The sequence below is a fragment of the Bacillus sp. FSL R5-0560 genome (assembly GCF_037966305.1).
In the GTDB taxonomy this organism is placed as follows: domain Bacteria; phylum Bacillota; class Bacilli; order Bacillales; family Bacillaceae; genus Bacillus; species Bacillus mojavensis.
The window spans coordinates 2802213-2822414 of record NZ_CP150195.1; the positions used below are offsets into that span (position 1 = coordinate 2802213).

22 protein-coding genes are annotated in these 20202 nt (G+C 44.9%); 5 read left to right on the forward strand and 17 right to left on the reverse strand.

Features of this window, described 5'->3' with window-relative positions; translation table 11 throughout:
• Nucleotides 1-8 precede the first annotated feature (8 nt).
• The 7 genes from queA to iolG form a co-directional block, all read right to left on the reverse strand.
• Nucleotides 9-1037, reverse strand: coding sequence for a tRNA preQ1(34) S-adenosylmethionine ribosyltransferase-isomerase QueA (gene queA / locus NST56_RS14880; protein WP_339177457.1), 1029 nt, complete (start codon nucleotides 1035-1037; stop codon nucleotides 9-11).
• Between the two features lie 26 nt (nucleotides 1038-1063).
• Nucleotides 1064-1264: a DUF2905 domain-containing protein gene (locus tag NST56_RS14885; RefSeq protein WP_010335134.1), complete on the reverse strand. Its 201-nt coding sequence runs from the start codon at nucleotides 1262-1264 to the stop codon at nucleotides 1064-1066.
• A complete protein-coding gene (gene ruvB, locus NST56_RS14890) occupies nucleotides 1257-2261 on the reverse strand; it encodes a Holliday junction branch migration DNA helicase RuvB (protein ID WP_010335135.1) in 1005 nt (334 codons plus the stop codon). Before ruvB ends, NST56_RS14885 begins: the two co-directional genes overlap by 8 nt.
• Nucleotides 2262-2271: 10 nt before the next feature.
• Nucleotides 2272-2877 (reverse strand): Holliday junction branch migration protein RuvA, encoded by a 606-nt coding sequence (gene ruvA / locus NST56_RS14895; protein ID WP_010335136.1) that lies wholly within the window; start codon nucleotides 2875-2877, stop codon nucleotides 2272-2274.
• Nucleotides 2878-3015: 138 nt separating this feature from the next.
• Entirely contained in the window at nucleotides 3016-3525 is a 510-nt protein-coding gene (locus tag NST56_RS14900) for an intercompartmental signaling factor BofC (RefSeq protein ID WP_268448746.1), read from the reverse strand.
• A 47-nt stretch (nucleotides 3526-3572) separates the two neighbouring features.
• Entirely contained in the window at nucleotides 3573-4880 is a 1308-nt protein-coding gene (locus tag NST56_RS14905; protein WP_168748356.1) for an MFS transporter, read from the reverse strand.
• An 84-nt stretch (nucleotides 4881-4964) separates the two neighbouring features.
• A complete protein-coding gene (iolG, locus tag NST56_RS14910) occupies nucleotides 4965-5990 on the reverse strand; it encodes an inositol 2-dehydrogenase (RefSeq protein WP_010335139.1) in 1026 nt (341 codons plus the stop codon).
• 237 nt (nucleotides 5991-6227) lie between these two features.
• Here iolG and NST56_RS14915 point away from each other — a divergent pair, with 237 nt between their 5' ends.
• A complete protein-coding gene (locus tag NST56_RS14915; RefSeq protein ID WP_339177467.1) occupies nucleotides 6228-6878 on the forward strand; it encodes a phosphotransferase in 651 nt (216 codons plus the stop codon).
• A 41-nt stretch (nucleotides 6879-6919) separates the two neighbouring features.
• Here NST56_RS14915 and NST56_RS14920 read toward each other — a convergent pair whose 3' ends face one another.
• Complete coding sequence (locus NST56_RS14920; protein ID WP_339177470.1) at nucleotides 6920-7042, reverse strand: hypothetical protein; 123 nt, start codon at nucleotides 7040-7042, stop codon at nucleotides 6920-6922.
• Between the two features lie 204 nt (nucleotides 7043-7246).
• Between NST56_RS14920 and NST56_RS14925 the strand changes: the two genes are divergently transcribed.
• Together NST56_RS14925 and NST56_RS14930 are read left to right on the forward strand one after the other, a co-directional pair.
• On the forward strand, nucleotides 7247-7573 hold the full coding sequence (locus NST56_RS14925) for a DUF5412 family protein (protein WP_268505345.1): 327 nt from the start codon (nucleotides 7247-7249) through the stop codon (nucleotides 7571-7573).
• Between the two features lie 268 nt (nucleotides 7574-7841).
• Nucleotides 7842-9296: an alanine/glycine:cation symporter family protein gene (locus tag NST56_RS14930; protein WP_268445646.1), complete on the forward strand. Its 1455-nt coding sequence runs from the start codon at nucleotides 7842-7844 to the stop codon at nucleotides 9294-9296.
• Between the two features lie 46 nt (nucleotides 9297-9342).
• Here the strand turns inward: NST56_RS14930 and NST56_RS14935 are convergent, their stop codons facing one another.
• From NST56_RS14935 to nadB, 6 genes are all read right to left on the reverse strand, one after another.
• Nucleotides 9343-10062, reverse strand: a complete 720-nt coding sequence (locus NST56_RS14935) for a YebC/PmpR family DNA-binding transcriptional regulator (protein WP_339177477.1) — start codon at nucleotides 10060-10062, stop codon at nucleotides 9343-9345.
• 103 nt (nucleotides 10063-10165) lie between these two features.
• Nucleotides 10166-10768, reverse strand: coding sequence for a YhcN/YlaJ family sporulation lipoprotein (locus NST56_RS14940; RefSeq protein WP_339177479.1), 603 nt, complete (start codon nucleotides 10766-10768; stop codon nucleotides 10166-10168).
• A gap of 148 nt (nucleotides 10769-10916) precedes the next feature.
• Nucleotides 10917-12080, reverse strand: coding sequence for a spore coat assembly protein SafA (safA, locus tag NST56_RS14945; protein WP_010335146.1), 1164 nt, complete (start codon nucleotides 12078-12080; stop codon nucleotides 10917-10919).
• Nucleotides 12081-12197: 117 nt separating this feature from the next.
• Entirely contained in the window at nucleotides 12198-13301 is a 1104-nt protein-coding gene (gene nadA, locus NST56_RS14950) for a quinolinate synthase NadA (RefSeq protein WP_339177483.1), read from the reverse strand.
• The gene (nadC, locus tag NST56_RS14955) at nucleotides 13288-14157 is read right to left on the reverse strand and encodes a carboxylating nicotinate-nucleotide diphosphorylase (RefSeq protein WP_326218089.1); all 870 of its coding nucleotides are present in this window, start codon (nucleotides 14155-14157) and stop codon (nucleotides 13288-13290) included. The genes nadA and nadC overlap by 14 nt, the downstream gene beginning before the upstream one ends.
• Nucleotides 14111-15706: an L-aspartate oxidase gene (gene nadB, locus NST56_RS14960; RefSeq protein WP_339177487.1), complete on the reverse strand. Its 1596-nt coding sequence runs from the start codon at nucleotides 15704-15706 to the stop codon at nucleotides 14111-14113. The genes nadC and nadB overlap by 47 nt, the downstream gene beginning before the upstream one ends.
• A gap of 102 nt (nucleotides 15707-15808) precedes the next feature.
• On the opposite strand from nadB, the gene NST56_RS14965 reads away from it, so the two are divergent.
• Nucleotides 15809-16990 carry an IscS subfamily cysteine desulfurase gene (locus tag NST56_RS14965; RefSeq protein WP_339177490.1) on the forward strand — a complete coding sequence of 394 codons (1182 nt, stop codon included), beginning with the start codon at nucleotides 15809-15811 and terminating at the stop codon, nucleotides 16988-16990.
• Nucleotides 16956-17498: a transcription repressor NadR gene (locus NST56_RS14970; RefSeq protein ID WP_339177492.1), complete on the forward strand. Its 543-nt coding sequence runs from the start codon at nucleotides 16956-16958 to the stop codon at nucleotides 17496-17498. Before NST56_RS14965 ends, NST56_RS14970 begins: the two co-directional genes overlap by 35 nt.
• 21 nt (nucleotides 17499-17519) lie before the next feature.
• On the opposite strand, the gene pheA is transcribed toward NST56_RS14970, so the two are convergent.
• Genes pheA through obgE form a run of 3 tightly spaced genes read right to left on the reverse strand, consistent with a single transcriptional unit; the run spans nucleotide 17520 to nucleotide 20179 of the window.
• A complete protein-coding gene (gene pheA, locus NST56_RS14975) occupies nucleotides 17520-18377 on the reverse strand; it encodes a prephenate dehydratase (RefSeq protein WP_010335152.1) in 858 nt (285 codons plus the stop codon).
• A gap of 17 nt (nucleotides 18378-18394) precedes the next feature.
• The gene (thrR, locus tag NST56_RS14980; RefSeq protein ID WP_010335153.1) at nucleotides 18395-18838 is read right to left on the reverse strand and encodes a transcriptional regulator ThrR; all 444 of its coding nucleotides are present in this window, start codon (nucleotides 18836-18838) and stop codon (nucleotides 18395-18397) included.
• Nucleotides 18839-18892: 54 nt separating this feature from the next.
• A complete protein-coding gene (gene obgE, locus NST56_RS14985) occupies nucleotides 18893-20179 on the reverse strand; it encodes a GTPase ObgE (protein WP_268445625.1) in 1287 nt (428 codons plus the stop codon).
• Nucleotides 20180-20202 lie beyond the last annotated feature (23 nt).

Here is a 20202-nt window from a genome sequence, read left to right on the forward strand (position 1 = left end):
TTCTCAAGTTATATAATCAGCATTGCGTCGCCGAAGCTGAAGAAACGGTATTCTTCTTCAACCGCATGGTTATACGCACGCAGGACGTTTTCTCTGCCTGCAAGCGCACTGACCAGCATAATCAATGACGATTTCGGCAAATGAAAGTTTGTAATCATTCCGTCAATGCCTTTGAATTCATAGCCTGGATAAATAAAAATAGATGTCCATCCGCTTGATGCTTTAAATCGCCCATCATGTTCACCGGCAATCGTTTCAAGCGTGCGGGTTGAGGTCGTGCCGACAGAAATAATCCGTCCGCCCTTTTCCCTTACGCTGTTTAAAGCCGCGGCCGTTTCTTCTGACATTTGATAGAACTCTGCATGCATATTATGCTCTTCCACTTCATCGGCACTGACCGGACGAAACGTTCCGAGTCCGACATGCAGTGTGATGAACTCAATTTGAACGCCTTTGTCCTTTAGCTGCTGTAAAATGTCTTCCGTGAAATGAAGGCCGGCTGTAGGAGCAGCGGCAGATCCAATTTCTTTTGAAAACACCGTTTGGTAGCGTTCTCTGTCATCAAGCTGTTCCTTAATATATGGCGGAAGCGGCATTTCTCCGAGTGATTCCAGCACCTCATAAAAAATACCGTCATAATGGAACTCAACTTTTCTGCCGCCATGCTCCAGCTCTTCCGTGCAGACAGCTTTTAATCTACCGTCTCCAAATGTTACAACGGTTCCTTTTTTTACCCTTTTTGCCGGTTTGACGAGTGTTTCCCACCTGTCACCGGCTTCCTGTTTCAGCAAAAGCAGTTCTACTTTTGCCCCTGTATCCTCTTTTGTTCCGAATAACCGGGCAGGCAAAACGCGGGTATTGTTCAGGACGAGACAATCCCCTTCTTTAAAGAAACTGATAATCTGTTTAAACGAGCTGTCTGTCAGCTCTCCTGTATGTTTATCAAGCACCATCAGCCTTGAAGCGTCACGCTGTTCCAATGGCACCTGTGCAATTAAACATTCCGGAAGTTCAAAATCAAATAAATCAACTTTCATAATTTCACCTTTATTCTAGTCTTTTGTTATTTCATTCTGCCGAAAAGATTAAGCAAGATTGATAATACCACACTTATGATAATACAAGTGACAACCGGGAAGAAAAACGTGACATTTCCTTTTTTCACAAAAATATCTCCCGGCATCTTGCCAACAAAATGCAAAATTGCTCCGATGATAAGCAAAACAGCACCAAGAATCATAATGATCTTAGGAAATTCAGTCATATCGGGGGGCCTCCATTTGAAAATGATGATAAACGGCAGGTGTGACGATCCTCCCCCGCGGCGTTCTCTGGATAAAACCGATTTGCAGAAGATACGGTTCGTACACATCTTCAATCGTATGCGGTTCTTCGCCAATCGTGGCTGAAATCGTATCTAGCCCTACTGGACCGCCGTTAAATTTTTCGATCATTCCCATCAGCAGCTTGTGATCAATGTGATCCAAGCCGAGACGGTCAACTTGAAGCCGCTCCAAAGCGTCCTGAGAAATCTCTTCTGTAATCCGGCTGTCGCCTAACACCTGTGCAAAATCCCGGACCCTTCTCAGCAGGCGGTTCGCCACCCGCGGCGTTCCTCTTGATCTTCTGGCAATCTCAAGCGCTGACGGCTGATCAATTTCAACCTCAAACACATCAGCCGTTCTCGTAACAATATCAGCCAGCTCTTCTTGCGTATAATACTCAAGCCGCGACATAACGCCGAATCGATCTCTTAACGGCGCCGTCAAAAGCCCTACTCTTGTCGTGGCGCCGATCAATGTAAAAGGCGGAAGATCAAGACGGACTGAACGGGCAGAAGGCCCTTTTCCAATGACAATATCAAGACAAAAATCTTCCATTGCCGGATAAAGCACTTCTTCAATCGATCTGTGCAGCCTATGTATCTCATCGATAAATAATACATCCCCCGGCTCGAGCGCCGTTAATATCGCAGCCAAATCACCCGGTCTTTCAATCGCAGGGCCCGAAGTGGTCCGCAACTCCACTCCCATTTCGTTGGCAACGATGGAAGCAAGCGTCGTTTTTCCGAGCCCAGGCGGACCGTACAAAAGAACGTGATCAAGCGTTTCCTGTCTCATTTTTGCGGCATCTATAAAAACACGCAAATTCTCTTTTACCTTATGCTGCCCGATATATTGAACCAGGCGCTGAGGCCTCAGGCTTTGCTCTATCACTGATTCATGGTTGTCTGCTTCACTTGAGACGAGCCGTTCATCCATGAACATCACCTTACTTCAATAGTTTTTGTAATGCTTTTTTTACGTATTGGTCTGTTGTCAGACCAATATCCTCTTTTAAGTGAGGAAGTACCTTTTTGATTTCTTTTTCGGCATAACCGAGTACCCTGAGGGCCTCGAGTGCTTCTTCAAGCGCCGTTTCTGCCGTTTGTTTATCAAGTCTTTCTTCATGATTGAACAGGTTCTCAATCATTTCAGGCACGACGTCAGCCAGCTTTCCTTTTAAATCAAGGATAATCTGGCGCGCAGTTTTTTTGCCGACGCCTGGGAACTTGACTAAAAAGGCTTCATCTTCATTTTCAATTGCTTGAATGACCGCTCCCGGGTCACCTGAGCCCAGAATGGCGAGTGCCCCTTTTGGACCGATACCGGTCACATTTAACAGCTTTGTAAAGAGCGCTTTTTCCTCCCTTGTTGAAAAGCCGTATAGTAAAAACGCATCCTCTCTTACATGATGGTACGTAAAAATGGTTTCTTGACTTCTCTCCTTATATATAAACGGATTTGGCGTAAAAATCTGATAGCCGATGCCGCCGTTTTCTATCACGATATATTGGGGAGAAACATAATCAATCGTCCCTTTAACAAATTCGATCACGAACATTCACCTCTTTGACTGTTCTTCATTGTACCATAAAAACAGCCAAAGGCTTAATGAAAAGTTAACATATGTTCGCTTGTCTTTCATTGTTCCACGAAAAAAAAGACATGAGCACATGTCTTCAATCAGCAGTGGTCACCCGCTGTACGTCTTGATATGTTCTATGACATCTTGAAACTCCGCTTTCGTCCGAAACGGAATGCCTTTTTCGAGATTTTTTTGCATATGGCTCTCCAGTCTTTCTAAGTCAATTTGAAAAAAAGATTGAATGGGTTCAGCATCCGACTCCGGCCGTCCATGAAAGGTGGAAATTACTCCGCTGTCAGAAACGCCGATATACCCATTCACCTTGCTGAGCGGAGAAATATCGTCCACCTGCTTCCGAAATAGAACGTACCCATTTTTATGTTCGACCAGCGTCCATCCCGCATAATCCGCCCAAAAGTCATCCATGGAGAGCACCTTTTCATGCTTATGCTCGATGCTGACCTCTCCATCCAAATACACTTTTTCAAGCTGCACATGTACCTGCAGCGGTTCATAGTGCTCCACTTCTGCCCCTAACGCGCTGGGAGCACCCATTACAAAAGCTGCGGCTGAGCAAAATAAACCCAGCAACAGATACGCAGTGCTAAACCGTTTCACCTTTTACACCTCTTTGCACACGTTTATGACTAGTCTGACCAAAGAGGCTACTGCTTAACCGTTTTCTCAAAATTTGTTTGCACATTTTTCCTGACAAGCCGTTCTTCTGGATACATATCGGCGTTTCGTTCCGAAATCGTCAGAAACTGTGTCAGGAAAGCACTGAGAAAATATAATGCCGCAAAAATCCATATCACGCCGCCTGCGCCAAGCGGACCGATAAAAAGGCTCACGATGCCGGGAGCAATAAAGGCGCATAGACCCGATCCCAGATTTAACACGGACATGGCAGCACCTTTGTTATCAGGCGCAAGCGTCGGCAAAAGCGCGCTTAACGGAACATATCCGGCCAGTGCCGCACCGTAGCAGCAGGCAATGATCATCAGCACCCAGTACTGATGGCCGATCAATTGCGGCGTGTAATAAAGCGCCAGTGTAAAAATACCGCAGCCGACACCGCCGAACCACATGACTGTATTTCGCCAGCCCAGTTTGTCTCCGACTGCGCCGAAAATGATGTTAAATACAATGTTGACAAAAAACAGCGTTCCCCAAATTTGCAGCCACTCTGAAACAGAATAGCCGTAACGCGCTAAATATGTCGGAAGAAATATCGCAAATCCGAATTGTCCGAGAGCATTAATTGTCTTGACCACGCCGCCGATGCCGACTTTAGGATTTTCAAACATAATTGTAAATGCCTTCGACAGCTCTTTCCATTTCGGCTGATCTTGTTTCTGTACAGGCATAAATTTATCTTTATTAAAAAACAATGCGAGAACTCCACCTGCTGCCACAAATAAGAGAGCGCTCCAAAGCGTATTGATTTCTCCAATCGCCGGAACCGCATAGCTTGAATAAAACGGCCCAAGCACGTTTAGGCCGCACGTGAACATAAACCAAAACCATCCGACGGCTTTACCAAGGATTTGCTGAGAGGTGCTGTATGATACCCATACTAGAAACGAGTATGCAAACAGCGGGTATCCCAAGCCCCTAAGCGCGTAGCTGCCCAAGAGAGCCGGATAGTACATATGAGGAATCGCCCAGCCGATAAAAGCAACTGAACCGAGGATAAAAGCTAGTAAACCGACCGTCATCGTTTTCCTTGGCCCCCAAGTCTGGACAAAGGTTCCTGATAGCCAAGCCGAAATCGTGACCGCAATGCCATACACCGTAAATAGAGAAGCAGATTGCTGCATACTGAGACCGTGATCAACAAGAAAAGGAGACAGCCATCCTTGCTCAAGTCCGTCTCCAACCATAAAGATGACCACACCAATATAACCCCAAATCATGTGAGAAGGAATCCCAATTTTGTTCAGAGCATTTCCTTTAGCATGTGCTGTATTCATGATTTCCACCGCCTACTTTTTCTAAAGTATCAATGGAATGTATATACCCAAGCTTGCTGTATTGTAATCCTTTCTTTCTGAATATTAAAAAACAATTTTTTCAGTATGTTCAATGGTGACAGGCATGCCTAAAGCGAGCGACTGCTGAGCCGCCCTTGCTATTCGTTCCGCCTGAAAGCCGTCATCGCCAGTGCAGGCAGTCTCTCGATTTGTTTGGATGGCTTCTGCAAACTGAAGAATCTCCTCTACATAGGCTTCCTTATAGCGTTCAGGGAAAAAGAAATGCGGTTTATCCTTCATGACAACGTCAGCGGTCGACACTTCTACCGTCGTCGGCCTGCTATTGTCCGCTGCTGCCGAGCCTTTCGTGCCGAAAACCTCGACACGCTGGTCATATCCGTACACAGCTTGACGGCTGTTGTCTATCACACCCATGGCACCGTTTGCAAATGTCAGGGTAATGACAGCCGTATCAATGTCCCCCAGCTCTGCAAAGGACGGATTCACCAAAGCCGCTCCTTTTGCATACACTTCCGTCACTTCACTTCCCATGATGTATCTGGCCATATCAAAATCATGAATCGACATATCGATAAAGAAGCCGCCTGATGTGCGGACATAATCAACATTCGGCGGTTCAGGGTCCCGTGACGTAATTTTTAATAAATGAGGCGTGCCGATTTCACCATTTGAGACAATGGTTTTGATTTTCCTAAAATGAGGGTCGAAACGGCGGTTAAATCCGACTTGCAGTTTAACCCCATGTTTCCGGACAGCCGCAAGTGCCTCCTTCGTTTCATCGGGAGAAAAACTAATTGGTTTTTCACAAAAAATATGTTTTTTCGCCTCAGCTGCTTCTCTGATGATTTGCGTATGTGTGTTTGTTGGCGAACAGATAAAAACAGCGTCAATATCAGGATCAAGTAATAAATCTCTATAGTCAGCGGTTATGTATTCAATGTGGTGACTGGCGGCCCAATCCTGTAAACAGCTTGCAGAAATATCAGAAACCGCTTTTATTTTCATATGAGGAATCCGATGTATATTTTGAACATGAAGTTTGCCGATGCGCCCTGCACCGATAATTCCTGTCACCATCTGTTTCGTCATAGCGTGTTCCCCCTTGAAAGTTTACGAAAGCGCTTTATTTCAAATTAATAGTATCCCATTTGTAAGCGCTTTTCAAGGAGTGGCATAAACGTTTTCATGTCTCTTTTATCACAATCAAAGCTTATAGGTAGCCTTCTTTCCCAAGACCAGATACACTATATTTAGGCTCTTTTTCCTGAACAGTTTTGGATTTTCCTATAAACAACTGCATAAAATAGAGCAAAGAAGGTGAATGAAATGCTGACAAAAGCAGAGGCACTGGCCCATTCAGTCATATACCGCCAAAACAGCAGATTTGATAAAGTCAAAGAGAAACCCGAGGAATTGACATTAATCGGCAAGGGACGAAGCGCCTATGTGTTTGCCATAACAGAAGGTGACCGAAAAATGGCGCTGAAGGTATTCTTTCCGGAGTATCAAGCGACAGCCGTCAAAGAAGCAGCGATTTATGAAAAATTAGCCGGATCCGCATTCTACCCTGACATTTATGAAACTGGTGATTCATTTATTTTAATGGAATATATTAAAGGCGATACTTTTTACAACTGCCTGAAAAAAGGCATCGCGATCAGCGACGATATGATTCAGCAGGTAGAGGACGCACTTTCTGACGCCCGTGCAGCCGGTCTCAACCCGTCAGACATTCATTTGCGCAATCTGATTCTGACAGAAACCGGAGCAGTGCGGGTCATAGATGTCGCGAGATTTGAACAGACGAAAACGTGCACACAGTGGGACGATTTAAAAACGGCGTATCATACGCTTTATAAAAAGCCGATTTTCCCGAAAAAAATCCCGGGCTTTTGGCTTGAGCTTATCGCTTTTTTATATAAAAAAGATTGGTTTCAGAAGCACGTAGCACAACGAAAAAGAAAATATTCTTCATAGAAAAGGCAGCCGCTTATGCGGCTGCCTTTATCATTTTATTTTTACTTTCTGAGAGCAGAAATCAATTTCATTTGTTCAGGCGACAGCTTGATGCGATATCCTCTCACACTCAAATAAACCGCGTCTGAGTTCTTTTCGCTGGAATGACAATATGTGTTTTCCATTTCTGTCTCCCCCACCCTTTATCTATTTTCCTTTATCATACCTGCACTTTATTGAGGAAATTTTAAAGAAATGTAAAGATCGTATAAAATCCTTGATATGGTAAAATGAGAGAAAAAAAGGGAGAGAGTCACATCAAAACACGCAGTAAAGTCCCTCTTATTATATTCTCATGTCTTCTGTTCTTCGGCGGTGCCGTTTATTGGATGTTTTTTTCACTCAAAAACGTTCCGAAAGGCAGCCTTGTACAATCAGTGGAATCTCCGGACGGAAGCTATACGCTAAACACTTATGTATCCAAAAATACCTTAGGCTTAGATGCCGCCAGAGGCGAACTCGTGAATGAAAAAACACTTGTCAATAAAACAATCTACTGGAATTATCCTGACAGCAGACCAGCTGTTAAGTGGTTGAACAACAATACAGTAAAAATCGGCGGCCAGACTTTACATCTTGATATCGATGAAACTTATGATTGGCGAAAGGATAATCATTGGATTCGTGAGGAGCCGCCGCAAGCATCAGTGAGGTAAGATGATGAAATATCCTTATCGCCTTGCCTTTTATATGCGCAACGGCAGAGCTTGGCTATTTATTTCTCTAGGACTGTTTACAATTGGTGACATGCCTTTTTAAACAGAAGCGCGGCGTACTTCATACGCTGCGCTTTTTTTCACCCCATTCACCCCTCTTATGATCATTACACGTTATATAATGTGACAGATTGATTGTAAAAATAGTTCAATTAACCCAAAATCCTCTTTATAAAATGAAATCGAAACGACATGAGGAGGAAGCTTGATGGCAGATTTTGTTGCTAGTTTAAACGCGGTCTTATGGAGTACACCCGTCATTTATACTTTATTAGGAATTGGTTTGATCTTTTCTATTGTGACCCGTTTTTTACAAGTCAGACACATCAAAGAAATGATTGTGCTGATGTTTCAAGGAAAGAGCTCAGAGGCAGGGGTATCTTCTTTTCAAGCATTATCAATCGCGCTGTCCGGCAGGGTGGGAACCGGAAACATTGCAGGTGTGGCAACAGCAATTGCCTTCGGTGGACCCGGCGCGGTGTTCTGGATGTGGGCCATTGCTTTTATCGGTGCTTCGAGCGCCTTTGTTGAATCTACTCTTGCCCAAATTTATAAAGTGAAACAAGGCGGCCAATATCGAGGCGGACCCGCTTATTATATAGAAAAAGGATTAGGCATTAAGTGGTTTGCTGTTTTATTTGCGGCTGCGGCACTGATTGCAATGGCTCTCCTTATGCCAGGGGTCCAGTCCAACTCCATTGCAGCGGGCGTCCAAAATGCATTCGGCATATCTCCTGCCATTACTGGCTGTTTTCTTGTTCTCTTATTAGGTTTTATCATTTTCGGAGGTGTAAAACGTATTGCCAGTGCAGCACAAATGATTGTCCCGTTTATGGCAGTCGGATACATTCTGCTCTCCCTGATCATCATTGTGATGAATATTTCTGAACTGCCTGCTGTGATTTCTTTGATTTTCAGAAGTGCATTTGCGTTAGATTCCGCATTCGGCGGTCTCATCGGCATGGCCATTTCATGGGGCGTCAAACGAGGCGTTTATTCAAACGAAGCCGGCCAAGGAACAGGCCCTCATCCCGCTGCCGCTGCAGAGGTGTCCCATCCAGTAAAGCAGGGATTGGTTCAGGCATTTTCTGTTTATATCGACACTTTATTTGTATGTTCCGCTACTGCATTCATGATTTTATTTACCGGTATGTACAATACACAGGCTGCCGACGGATCATTTATTGTCAATCACCTGAAAGGCGTAGAAGCTGGACCGGGCTTCACTCAGGCCGCCATTGACAGTGTGCTGCCCGGCTTTGGTGCAGGCTTTGTCGCTATTGCTTTGTTCTTCTTCGCTTTTACAACCATTATGGCTTATTACTACATCGCTGAAACAAATATCGCGTATTTAGCGAGAGGCAGAGAAAGCAAGTGGGCTATGCTTGGCTTAAAACTGATCATTTTAGCCGCGACATTCTACGGTGCGGTCAAAACCGCTACACTCGCTTGGGCTCTAGGTGACGCGGGACTTGGCATTATGGTTTGGCTGAACGTCATTGCCATTGTTTTGCTCGCCAAGCCAGCGCTTATTGCGTTAAAGGATTATGAGCAACAGAAGAAACAAGGGTTAGACCCAGTCTTTGATCCTAAAACACTCGGCATCAAAAACGCTGATTTCTGGGAGAAAGAATACACATACGAAAAAGAGCACGTCTCCTAAGATAAAAAAGACCGGCCTGAGAGCACTTTGCGCCGGTCTTTTCATATTACTGGTAATTGGTATACACTGCCTGAACATCATCATCGTCTTCAAGCGTATCGATCAATTTTTCCAGTTTTTCAACAGCCTCGTCATCAGCGTCTGCATATGTTTTCGGTATCATGGTCACCTCAGCTGAATCGACTGGATAATCCGCTTCAAGTGCTGCTTTTACCTTTTCAAAACGTTCAGGCGCTGATAATACTTCAAAGTATTCTTCCTCTGTCCGCAGCTCTTCGCCGCCCGCTTCTATGACATCAAGCATCAGTTCATCCTCTTCTATTTGCCGCTCTGTACGGTCAATTGCAATGTATCCCTTCCGTTCAAATAAAAATGCTACACATCCGCTTTCTCCGAGACTTCCGCCGTTTTTATTGAAAGCTGTCCGCACATTTGTCGCCGTACGGTTTTTATTATCAGTTAAGCACTCCACCATGACGGCAATCCCTGATGGGCCGTAGCCTTCATAGGTGATTTCCTCATAGCTGCTATCGTCCTGGCTTCCTGCGGCTTTTTTAAGGGCACGGTCTATATTTTCATTTGGCATATTGGCGCCTTTTGCTTTTTCAATTACAAGCCGCAATGCTGAATTTGCTTCAGGATCGGCTCCGCCTTGCTTCGCAGCCACATAGATTTCTTTAGCAAGCTTCATAAATATTTTACCGCGCTTTGCATCTTGCGTATTTTTTCTTTTTTGTATGTTTTTCCATTTAGAATGGCCAGCCATGCTTTCACCTTCCTTGATATTTCTATGTACACTTTAATGGGTATTGCAATCCGTTGTAAAGAAAAAGACCGCCGGGAATCACTCTCCGGCAGCCTTCTTAGTCCTAGCGTCTGTTCATTTTATGAAGTCTTGTGAACAGTCCTTTATCTGTAGATACTTGAATGTCACGGCCATCCGCATAGTTTCGTGCGGCTTTTGTGACATTTTGCCTGTCAGACTTTGTGAAATCAGCGTGGCTTCTGACTGCGATCACGACTTTGTCATCCGTAACCATGACTTGTGTATCATTGACGTTTTTGACTTGTTTCACACGATTGGCGATTTTTGCGGCAAGTCTTCTGTTCTCTTGGTTGACATACCCGTTGTTGTTCGTCCCATTTCGGTTCATGTTTCTGTTATTAGTGTTGTTATATGTTCCGTCTGTTGTCAATGGGACGCGATCATCGGCAGTAACACGGTCGTTTACATTGGTTGTGTTTCGGTCACGGCCGTTCTGGTCTTCCATCAATTCAGAGACCGGGCCGTCGTGATCCATCCCGTCTCCCTGTCTGTCAGCGTCGTTCTCATTTGTATAATATCCGATTGGACGGGTATTACCGTTATTACCGTTATTACGCGTATCATTAAGGGCATCATTATTTGCGCCGCATGCTGTTAATCCGGCTGTCATCAAAATGAGGCCTGCAATTGTTAACTTTCTACCCAATGGAAAAACCCCCCGAGGACTGATTGAGCATGTTGTGCTCGTTTTTATCATGCGCATCAGGGGGATATGTTAAGCGTGTCAGTTATGACCATTCGTCTTGTACAAAACAATAACTAAAAAAAGGAACGATTTACATCGTCCCGAGCAATCATTCACTTTCTTCTTCCGGCCGTCCAAACATCTGATTTGTTGAAGGCTGATTTGGCATGGATGTTCCGGCTCCATACGGATTCGGATTTGCTCCTCCGTAAGGCATATAAGGCGTTCCATATGCGCCTCCCTGATAACCAGGTGCTGAGAAGTATGGCTGCTGATCATCGTCACACCCGCAATCATCATGATCCTTAAATGGCGGCATATAACCATGCGCCATATTTGGCTGATAAGCACCCATCACTTGAGGAGCGCCATAATAAGGGCCATATGGCATATGCCCATAAGGAGATCCATAAGCCGGCGATGCATATTGAGGCGCGCCGTGCGAAGGCTGATATCCGTAATGCCCGTGATGGCTGTTTTCATGATGCTGGTTATCATATTTACCCGGATCATATTGCGAAGGTGAAGCAAAACCTGGCTGATAGCCATAAGGCTGATGCATCGGAAATGCATGTGCAGGATAGTATGGGTAGCACAGGCCGGAACCAGGCAGAACCGGTGAGACAGGAACCGGACATGGTACAAAATGGGTTGGATACGGATAATATGGCTGAACTGCCGGCATATTCGGAACAGTGTGGTGGATGTTTTCTTCTTCCAGACCGCCTACATCTGGCGCTTTAGGCGTATTAGGCATATTCGGATAATTTGCATTTTCCATATTACTCATTGCCTCCTGTTGTGGAAATTGATCTTGCATGTGATACATATGATCTATATTTCCGTCATGATGCTTTTTAGGCTCCTCCGGTTTAGGAGGTGACCAAGGCTGAAAAAGCTGATTCATATCATAATAATCGTTTACATCAGCTTCAGGATACACATTATCATGCAAATTCGGCATCGGCGGGACAAAAGGAACTGACTGCTTTTCTTTCGGTTTTGTGTCTTCTACGTCGACAACGGATTTAGGCTTCTCCTTGGAATATGGGTGTTCTTTCTTCTCATTCCCGGATGCCGCCGGACTTTTGCCAGCTTTTATCTCTTTTCTGACCGGAACACCTCCAGACGGCACTTTTATTTTCATCCCAGGCATGATTAAATCTGGATTGCTGAGCTGCGTATTGAGTTTTTTCACTTCCTCAACATCAACTCCGTATTTTTCAGCTATTTTCCAGAGTGAATCGCCTTTTTGAACGATATGGATTTTCAACGTTTTCCCCTCCTATGCAAAACGTGAACAGTTCAGTTGTGTGATTACAATATGTTTCTTCACAACATATGCCTGCTCAAAAGAAGTTATGAGTACAGGAGGGGAAATATTTCTGATTTACGTAATGGAAAGCATTCGATTCAGCGCAAGAAGGGCATCGTCCTGAATGACTTTCGGCACTTTGATCACGCCTGCTGGTTCTCCTTTTTCGATTTGTTCTAAAGACCAGAGCAAATGCGGGAGATCAATTCGATTCATCGTCAGACACGGACACATATCCGGATTCAAAGATTCGATCTGTTTGTCGGGATACTCTTGAATCAGTCGCTGAACAAGATTCATTTCTGTACCGATTGCCCACTTGCTTCCCGGCTGAGCGTGGCTGATGGTATCAATAATATACTTCGTTGATCCGCTGTCGTCACTTTGCATTACAACTTCATGAGAGCATTCGGGATGAACAATAATCCGGATGTCAGAATCTCGTTCTCTCAAATCATTTATATTTTTCACAGTGAATTTTTCATGAACAGAGCAGTGGCCTTTCCAAAGAATAACCTTGATATCGTTTTGTTCTGCTTCGTTTTCCAATTGATCTTGAATCGGGTCCCAGACAGCCATGTCTTCAAGCGGGATACCCAGTTCATAAGCGGTGTTTCTACCTAAGTGCTGATCAGGCAGAAATAAAATGCGTTTTTTCTGTGTAAACGCCCATTCAAGCACTTTTTTTGCATTGGATGAGGTTACAGTCGCTCCCCCGTGCTTTCCGACAAATGCCTTGATCTCCGCTGTGGAATTCACATAAGTTAATGGTATGATCGTGTCGCCGAATATATGCTGAAGTTTCTCCCACGCCCTGTTCGTCTGCTGCATATCAGCCATATCAGCCATGGAACAGCCCGCTCTCATATCTGGCAGGATGACCGTTTGGTCCGTACCCGTCAGCATATCAGCGGTCTCTGCCATAAAATGTACGCCGCAAAATACAATATATTCCGCATCCTTATTTTTTTCCGCCATTTGGGCAAGCTGGAGAGAATCGCCCGTTTGGTCAGCAAATTGAATCACTTCATCCTTTTGATAATGATGGCCTGGAATAAGCAACCTGCTCCCGAACTTTTCTTTGATGGCGGCAACACGTCTCTCCATCTCCCCCATTGACAGACCTTTATAATGATCAGGCATCATTTCAAATTGCTTCATTGCATCAAGAATTGACATAATCGCACTCCTCCACTGGCTGATTTGTTAACGCCACATCCATGCTGATATCTAAGCTTTTGACCGAATGAGTCAGAAACCCTAAAGAAATATAATTCACACCCGTTCCTCTAAAAGCGGGCAGAGATTCTAATGTAATGCCTCCGGAAGCTTCGGTTTTAATGTGATCCGGTGTGATATTTGCAAAATGGCGGACAGTATCAGGCGGACAATTGTCAAACATAATGACATCAGCTTCAGCAAGAATGGCTTCTCTGAGCTGCTCCTCAGATTCAATTTCCACTTCAATATTCACCATGTGCCCTGCCGCCTGTCGCGCTTTTTCACACGCCTTTACAATGGAACCGCAAGCTGCAATGTGATTATCTTTGATCATGATTCCGTCGTATAGGCCGAATCGATGGTTATATCCTCCTCCGACCCTGACCGCATATTTTTCAAGCATTCTTAACCCCGGCGTCGTTTTCCTTGTGTCACAAATCTTAATGTGATCATCATCAAGCTGTGCAACAGCCTGTCTTGTCATCGTCGCAATCCCCGACAGCCTTTGAATAAGATTTAATACTACCCTCTCTCCAGAAAGAAGAGCAGCCGCCGGCCCGCGTAAGACGGCAATCACATCACCTTTTTGCAAATGATCTCCATCTTTTTTGTGCAAACACGTCTGAACCTTTTCATCTAATAAAGCAAATCCTTCTTTGATCACCGCAGCTCCGGCGAAAATGCCGTCTGACTTTGCAACAATTGAGGCCTCACAGTTCTGTCCTTCAAAGATGGACTGTGATGTAAGATCTCCCGTCCCTATATCCTCATGAAAAAAGTGATTCAGCAATTTTTTCAGCTGTAAAAGATTCATTTTTCCAAATCCCTTCGTTTTTTCTCATTCTTGTTCCCTTTTTTGTATGGACAATTTGGAGTCCTTGCCAGCCTGCATCAGCCTGAGGGATATCAATTCGAAAATGCGCCCCCCTGCTTTCTTCCCGCAATAGAGCAGACGAGGTCATCAGCTTTGCAACCTGCCACAAGTGAGAAAGCTCCAGCTGCGGAATTGTGATATCCTTCACATTTAAGTTCTGAGAAGGGAGCCCATATAGCCAATTGCTCATCTCAATCAGTCTGTCTTTTTCTCTTATTATGGACATATCGCTTGTCATTCTGTTTTGCAGTTCAGAAAGCTCAATATTCGGCACCTCATAAACTCCTCTGGCTTCACTGGTGAATTGACTATACCTGTTATCAACCGGTTTTCTCATGATGTGTTCTGCTGCTCGTTTCCCAAACACAAGTGCCTCCAGCAAGGAATTGCTCGCAAGACGATTGGCTCCGTGTAAGCCGGTGCATGCTGTTTCCCCTATCGCGTAAAGCCCGGGCACAGTTGTTTCTCCCCACCGATTGACTGAAACGCCACCCATTAAAAAATGCATTCCCGGCGCAACAGGTATTTTCTTTTTATGAATATCGACTCCTGCCTTTTCGCAAATAGAGGTGATCGTGGGAAAACGCACTTCGAAGTCAGAAATAGCACTGCAATCGATATACACACGTTTTCCTTTTGCTATTTCTTCATGAATGATCCGCGAGACGACGTCCCGTGGTGCTAAATCCTCCAGTGGGTGCCGTCCGGCCATAATGCGGCGGCCGTTTTGGTCTGTTAAACAACCGCCCTCACCTCTGACTGCCTCAGAAACAAGCCCACACGAGACGCCATTTTTGACAAGCAGTGTAGGGTGAAACTGGGCAAACTCTAAATCAGTTAATTCCGCTCCGGCCCGATAAGCAAGGGAAAGACCGTCACCAGTGACAGATGGATCGTTCGTATGGTGCTGAAACAAGCTTCCGCATCCGCCAGCTGCCAGCACAACCTCATCTGCATGCCGCAAATTGATCCGACCGCGGCTGTCTTTCGTCACGACACCAACACAGCGCCCATCCTTCATCAGCATATCAACCGCTGTTTCATTCTCGATTACTTCGATTTGGCTTTTGATTTGTTTCAGCAAATAATCAATGAGCATGCTGCCTGTAGCGTCTCCGCCTGCATGAAAAATGCGGTTGTTCGTATGGGCTCCTTCCCTGCCGAGGCTGACGTGGCCTTGTTCATTCCGGTCAAATGGAAAGTCATTCTCCAGAAAGTTCTCGATAATGGTTTTTCCTTCAAGTAAAACGTCTGATACGATGTTTAGATCGTTATGTCCACAGCCTGCATATAGCGTATCCTCCATATGAGACGCAATCGAGTCATCTTTTGCATAAGCCGCAGCAATTCCTCCCTGTGCATGTCTTGAATTGCTGTTTTTTATGCTTTTTTTCGTGATGACAGTCACCTGGTATGATGGCGGAAGTGCAGAAGCCAGGGCAAGTGCTGCCGCTCCTGAACCAATGACCGCAATCGTCTTTATAGACATATGCCACCTCCTGTTGTTTACACCTGTCTTGACACCTATATTTACACAAGGATAAAATAAACTCAAGAGTTTTTTATGAAGAACATATGGAGGAAAGACCGGATGATTTATTTAGATTATGCAGCAACCACGCCAATTTGCGAGGAAGCTCTGGACGTATTTCAGAAGCTCAGCATTGAAATGTACGGAAATGCCAGCAGTTTGCATGATGCTGGGGGAAAAGCAAAGCATATACTGGAGTACTGCCGGGGGAAAATAGCTGCCATAATCGGCGGAGAAACAGATGGGATATATTTTACAAGCGGCGGCACTGAATCTAATTTTCTTAGCATTCAATCATTGTTAAACGGCCTGCCAAAAACAAAAAGACATTTTATTACGACGGCCATGGAACATCAATCAATCCATAACTGTGCTGCTTTTCTGCATAATCATGGCTTTGACGTGACAATCATTAAGCCTAATGAATATGGACTTATTACCGAGGAAATATTGGCAGCCCATATTCGACCGGACACAGGCCTGGTTTCTATTCAGCATGCCAATTCAGAAACAGGAATCATTCAGCCCATTAAACACCTGTCATCGTTTCTTCACAACAGGAAAATTTTTCTTCATTGTGATGCGGTTCAAACATTCGGCAAACTGCCCATCAATACTGAGGAAATGGGGGTGGATGCTCTCTCTGTCTCCAGTCACAAAATCCACGGCCCTAAAGGAGTCGGAGCCGTCTATATTCGACCGGACGTTAATTGGAAGCCGGTATACCCTGACACCGCTCACGAGAATGGGTTTCGAGCAGGCACGGTAAACGTACCGGGTATCGGAGCCTTTACAGCGGCAGCGGAGCTGATCGCAAGTGAAATGGAAAAACAGATATCCCACAATCAAATGCTGAGACAATACTTTTTAGAACAAATCCGTATTCGGTCTCTCCCTGTAACCCTTGCGGCAGACGGTGCAAACACAGAATGTCTGCCCCATATTATCGGGTGTTTTTTTGGCTCATTTGAAGGACAATATGTTATGTTAGAATGTAATCGGAATAATATTTGCATTTCAACGGGAAGCGCTTGTTCTGCAGGTTATCACGGGCCGTCTGAAACGATGAAAGCGTTAAGAAAAACAGAACAGGAAGCCTTGCAATTTATCCGGATCTCTTTCGGAAGAAACACAACCACTGAACAGCTGGATATGTTATTACATACGTTTACAGCGCTTTTGGAACAAAGGAAAGGAGAATATCATATTGACCGAAGAATTAAAGCTCATGGGCGCCAATAGGCGTGAGCAGCTTCTTTTGTGGCTGAAGGAATCCCAATCGCCGCTGACAGGAGGAGAGCTCGCCAAAAAAGCAAATGTTTCAAGACAGGTGATCGTTCAGGATATCTCGCTTTTAAAAGCGAAAAATGAGCCGATTATCGCCACAAGCCAAGGGTATGTCTATCTGGACGCCACCGCTCAAAAGCATCAGCAGGCAGAAAGAATCATAGCGTGTTTGCACGGACCTGAACGGACAGAAGAAGAATTGCAGCTCATCGTGGATGAAGGGGTAACTGTAAAAGACGTAAAAATTGAGCACCCTGTATACGGCGATTTAACTGCAGCAATCCAAGTCGGCACGCGAAAAGAAGTCAAACATTTCATCAAAAAGATCAATTCCACAAATGCCGCCTACTTATCACAGCTGACAGATGGTGTGCATCTCCATACACTGACAGCGCCGGATGAACATCGCATCGATCAAGCCTGTCAAGCGCTCGAGGAAGCCGGCATTTTGATTGAAGACTAAAAAAAGCCCTATTAGGGCTTTTTATAATTGATAAGATTGATATGTACCAAGCAGCTTTACTTTGCACCCGAGCGCTTCAAGCTCCTGCATAGCTCCAGGGATTAATACTTCATCAAACGCCTGTTCAATATCAATAATAAAGAAATAATTCCCTAACCCGGTTTTGGTCGGACGGGACTCGATTTTTGACAGGTTTAAGTTTCTCCAAGAAAAAGCAGACAGCACTCTATGCAGCGCTCCGGATTGATCATCCTGGGGAAGCATCACCATCAGTGTTGTTTTTGGTCTTGAATTCAATTTTGAATTCACTTCAAAGGTTATATTTTCATCAGGAGACAGAATGACAAATCGCGTATGATTGTCTCTATAGTCCTGGATATCCCGTTTTACGATTTTTAATCCGTATGTAGAAGCCGCCATTTCATTGGCAATCACCCCGATATTCAGCTCGGGATGGTCACTGACAAACTTTGCCGCCGCTCCAGTTGAATTGGCGTATTCATACGGGACGGAAGAAAAATGCCGATGGAGAAACTTATGGCACTGCGCAATCGCATGTGAGTGCGAATAAATTTTGTTCAGGTCTTTCCACGCATTCTCTCTGGAAGGATGAACGAGTAAGTGCTGATGTATCGGCAATGTCATTTCACCTACGATAGGCAGAGGCTGTTCATGTATTAAATAGTCTATTGTTAAGTTTACTGATCCTTCTAATGCGTTCTCTAAAGGTACAAAAGCGAAATCAACCTCACCTGCAACTGCCGCATCTATACATTCCGGTATTGTGCGGTAAGCAACATGCTCGGCGCCATTTAGAAAACAAGAACTGACTGCTAGATGTGTGAATGTAGCTGCTGGACCTAAGTAACCGACTTTCATGACGATATTCTCTCCCCTTACGCTCCTGAACCTAATATTTCAACCTTTTCTACAAAGTCAAACTTTCTCATCTTGTTCATTAATGTATGAATGTCCTCTTCCATTGCGGATGTACTGATAGACAGCGTTACGTTTGCTCTCCCTTGAAGCGGAATGGTCTGGTGAATGGAAAGAACGTTGCTTCCAGAGTCAGCCACCGCCTGAAGGAGCTGAGATAACGCACCTGAGCGATCCTCTAAATGAAAGAAAAGTGTGATAATTTGTTCTTTAACCATTGTATAAAAAGGAAAAACGGCATCTCTGTATTTATAAAATGCGCTTCTGCTTAAATCTACCTTTTGAACGGCGTCTGCCACTGATTCTGCTTTTTTTCGATCCAGCAGTTTTTTGACTTCCAATGTTTTTCTCATCGCATCAGGCAACACATCTTCACGGACAAGATAAAATGTCTCCTCTTTCACTTGCATCCCCCCTTTTGAAAATAGAGAGCCTGATATCCAGGCTCTCACCCATTATTAATCAATAAATTCAAATTCAAATTCAAGAAGTCTGATAATGTCTCCGTCTTTGGCCCCGCGTTCTCTGAGTGCTTCATCAACACCCATCCCCCGCATCTGTCTTGCAAATCGTTTAACAGATTCATCACGTGAGAAATCAGTCATCTTGAATAACCGCTCAAGACTGTCTCCTGAAAGCACAAAGACTCCGTCAGGTTCTCGCGTAATGCTGAATGGCACTTCTTCATTCTCCATCGTGTACATGACACGGTTTTGCGTAAGCTCTTCCTCGTCATACAGCGGGAATTCCGGAGTGTTTTCCAGCTGATTGGCGACTTCGTACAAAAGCTCGCGAAGACCTTCTCTTGTCACTGCACTGACTGGGAACACCGGATAATCATCCTTCAGCTTTTCTTTAAACCCTTCAAGATTTTCAGCCGCCTGCGGCATGTCCATTTTATTCGCGACAATAATTTGCGGGCGCTCCGTGAGACGCAAATTGTACTCGCTCAATTCCTGATTAATCGTCACATAATCCTCATACGGATCGCGGCCTTCCAAACCGGACATATCAATGACATGAACGATGACGCGGGTCCGCTCAATATGGCGCAAAAATTGGTGGCCAAGCCCGACGCCTTGATGAGCCCCTTCAATCAGTCCAGGCAAATCGGCCATAACGAAGCTCCGTCCGTCATCTGTTTCGACCATGCCAAGATTCGGTACAAGTGTCGTAAAGTGATAATCCGCAATTTTCGGTTTGGCAGATGAAACGACGGACAATAAAGTCGATTTCCCTACACTTGGGAATCCGACAAGCCCGACATCTGCAAGCACTTTTAATTCAAGAACAACATAGCGTTCTTTTCCCGGTTCACCGTTTTCTGAGAGCTGAGGTGCAGGGTTTGCCGGTGTGGCAAAGCGTGAGTTTCCTCTTCCGCCTCTTCCGCCCATTGCGATGACTGCCTGCTGTCCATGCTCGGTTAAATCGGCAATGACCTGCTTTGTATCATCGTCTGTCACAACTGTGCCGGGCGGAACTTTAATGACCATATCCTCCGCATTTCGTCCATGCTGGTTTTTTGACATGCCATGCTCGCCGCGAATCGCTTTAAAGTGTTTTTTATATCTAAAATCCATAAGAGTACGGAGACCTTCGTCCACTTCAAAAACGACGTCTCCTCCCTTTCCGCCATCTCCGCCGGCAGGGCCGCCTTTCGGCACATATTTTTCACGGCGAAACGCAACCATCCCGTTGCCTCCGTCGCCGCCTTTTACATACACTTTCACCTGATCTACAAACATAATGTCCTCCGTTCTAAACCGTT

Excerpts from the sequence above, each read along its gene's own strand:
- NST56_RS14925 (WP_268505345.1), top strand. The coding sequence starts at position 7,247 with ATGTTTTTTTCACTCAAAAACGTTCCGAAAGGCAGCCTTGTACAATCA.
- pheA (WP_010335152.1), bottom strand. The coding sequence starts at position 18,377 with ATGAAAGTCGGTTACTTAGGTCCAGCAGCTACATTCACACATCTAGCA.
- NST56_RS14920 (WP_339177470.1), bottom strand. The coding sequence starts at position 7,042 with ATGGAAAACACATATTGTCATTCCAGCGAAAAGAACTCAGACGCGGTT.
- ruvB (WP_010335135.1), bottom strand. The coding sequence starts at position 2,261 with ATGGATGAACGGCTCGTCTCAAGTGAAGCAGACAACCATGAATCAGTG.
- NST56_RS14930 (WP_268445646.1), top strand. The coding sequence starts at position 7,842 with ATGGCAGATTTTGTTGCTAGTTTAAACGCGGTCTTATGGAGTACACCC.
- nadB (WP_339177487.1), bottom strand. The coding sequence starts at position 15,706 with ATGTCTATAAAGACGATTGCGGTCATTGGTTCAGGAGCGGCAGCACTT.
- NST56_RS14965 (WP_339177490.1), top strand. The coding sequence starts at position 15,809 with ATGATTTATTTAGATTATGCAGCAACCACGCCAATTTGCGAGGAAGCT.
- NST56_RS14885 (WP_010335134.1), bottom strand. The coding sequence starts at position 1,264 with ATGACTGAATTTCCTAAGATCATTATGATTCTTGGTGCTGTTTTGCTT.
- NST56_RS14935 (WP_339177477.1), bottom strand. The coding sequence starts at position 10,062 with ATGGCTGGCCATTCTAAATGGAAAAACATACAAAAAAGAAAAAATACG.
- NST56_RS14905 (WP_168748356.1), bottom strand. The coding sequence starts at position 4,880 with ATGAATACAGCACATGCTAAAGGAAATGCTCTGAACAAAATTGGGATT.
- queA (WP_339177457.1), bottom strand. The coding sequence starts at position 1,037 with ATGAAAGTTGATTTATTTGATTTTGAACTTCCGGAATGTTTAATTGCA.
- NST56_RS14915 (WP_339177467.1), top strand. The coding sequence starts at position 6,228 with ATGCTGACAAAAGCAGAGGCACTGGCCCATTCAGTCATATACCGCCAA.
- iolG (WP_010335139.1), bottom strand. The coding sequence starts at position 5,990 with ATGACGAAACAGATGGTGACAGGAATTATCGGTGCAGGGCGCATCGGC.
- nadC (WP_326218089.1), bottom strand. The coding sequence starts at position 14,157 with ATGAATCTTTTACAGCTGAAAAAATTGCTGAATCACTTTTTTCATGAG.
- obgE (WP_268445625.1), bottom strand. The coding sequence starts at position 20,179 with ATGTTTGTAGATCAGGTGAAAGTGTATGTAAAAGGCGGCGACGGAGGC.
- nadA (WP_339177483.1), bottom strand. The coding sequence starts at position 13,301 with ATGTCAATTCTTGATGCAATGAAGCAATTTGAAATGATGCCTGATCAT.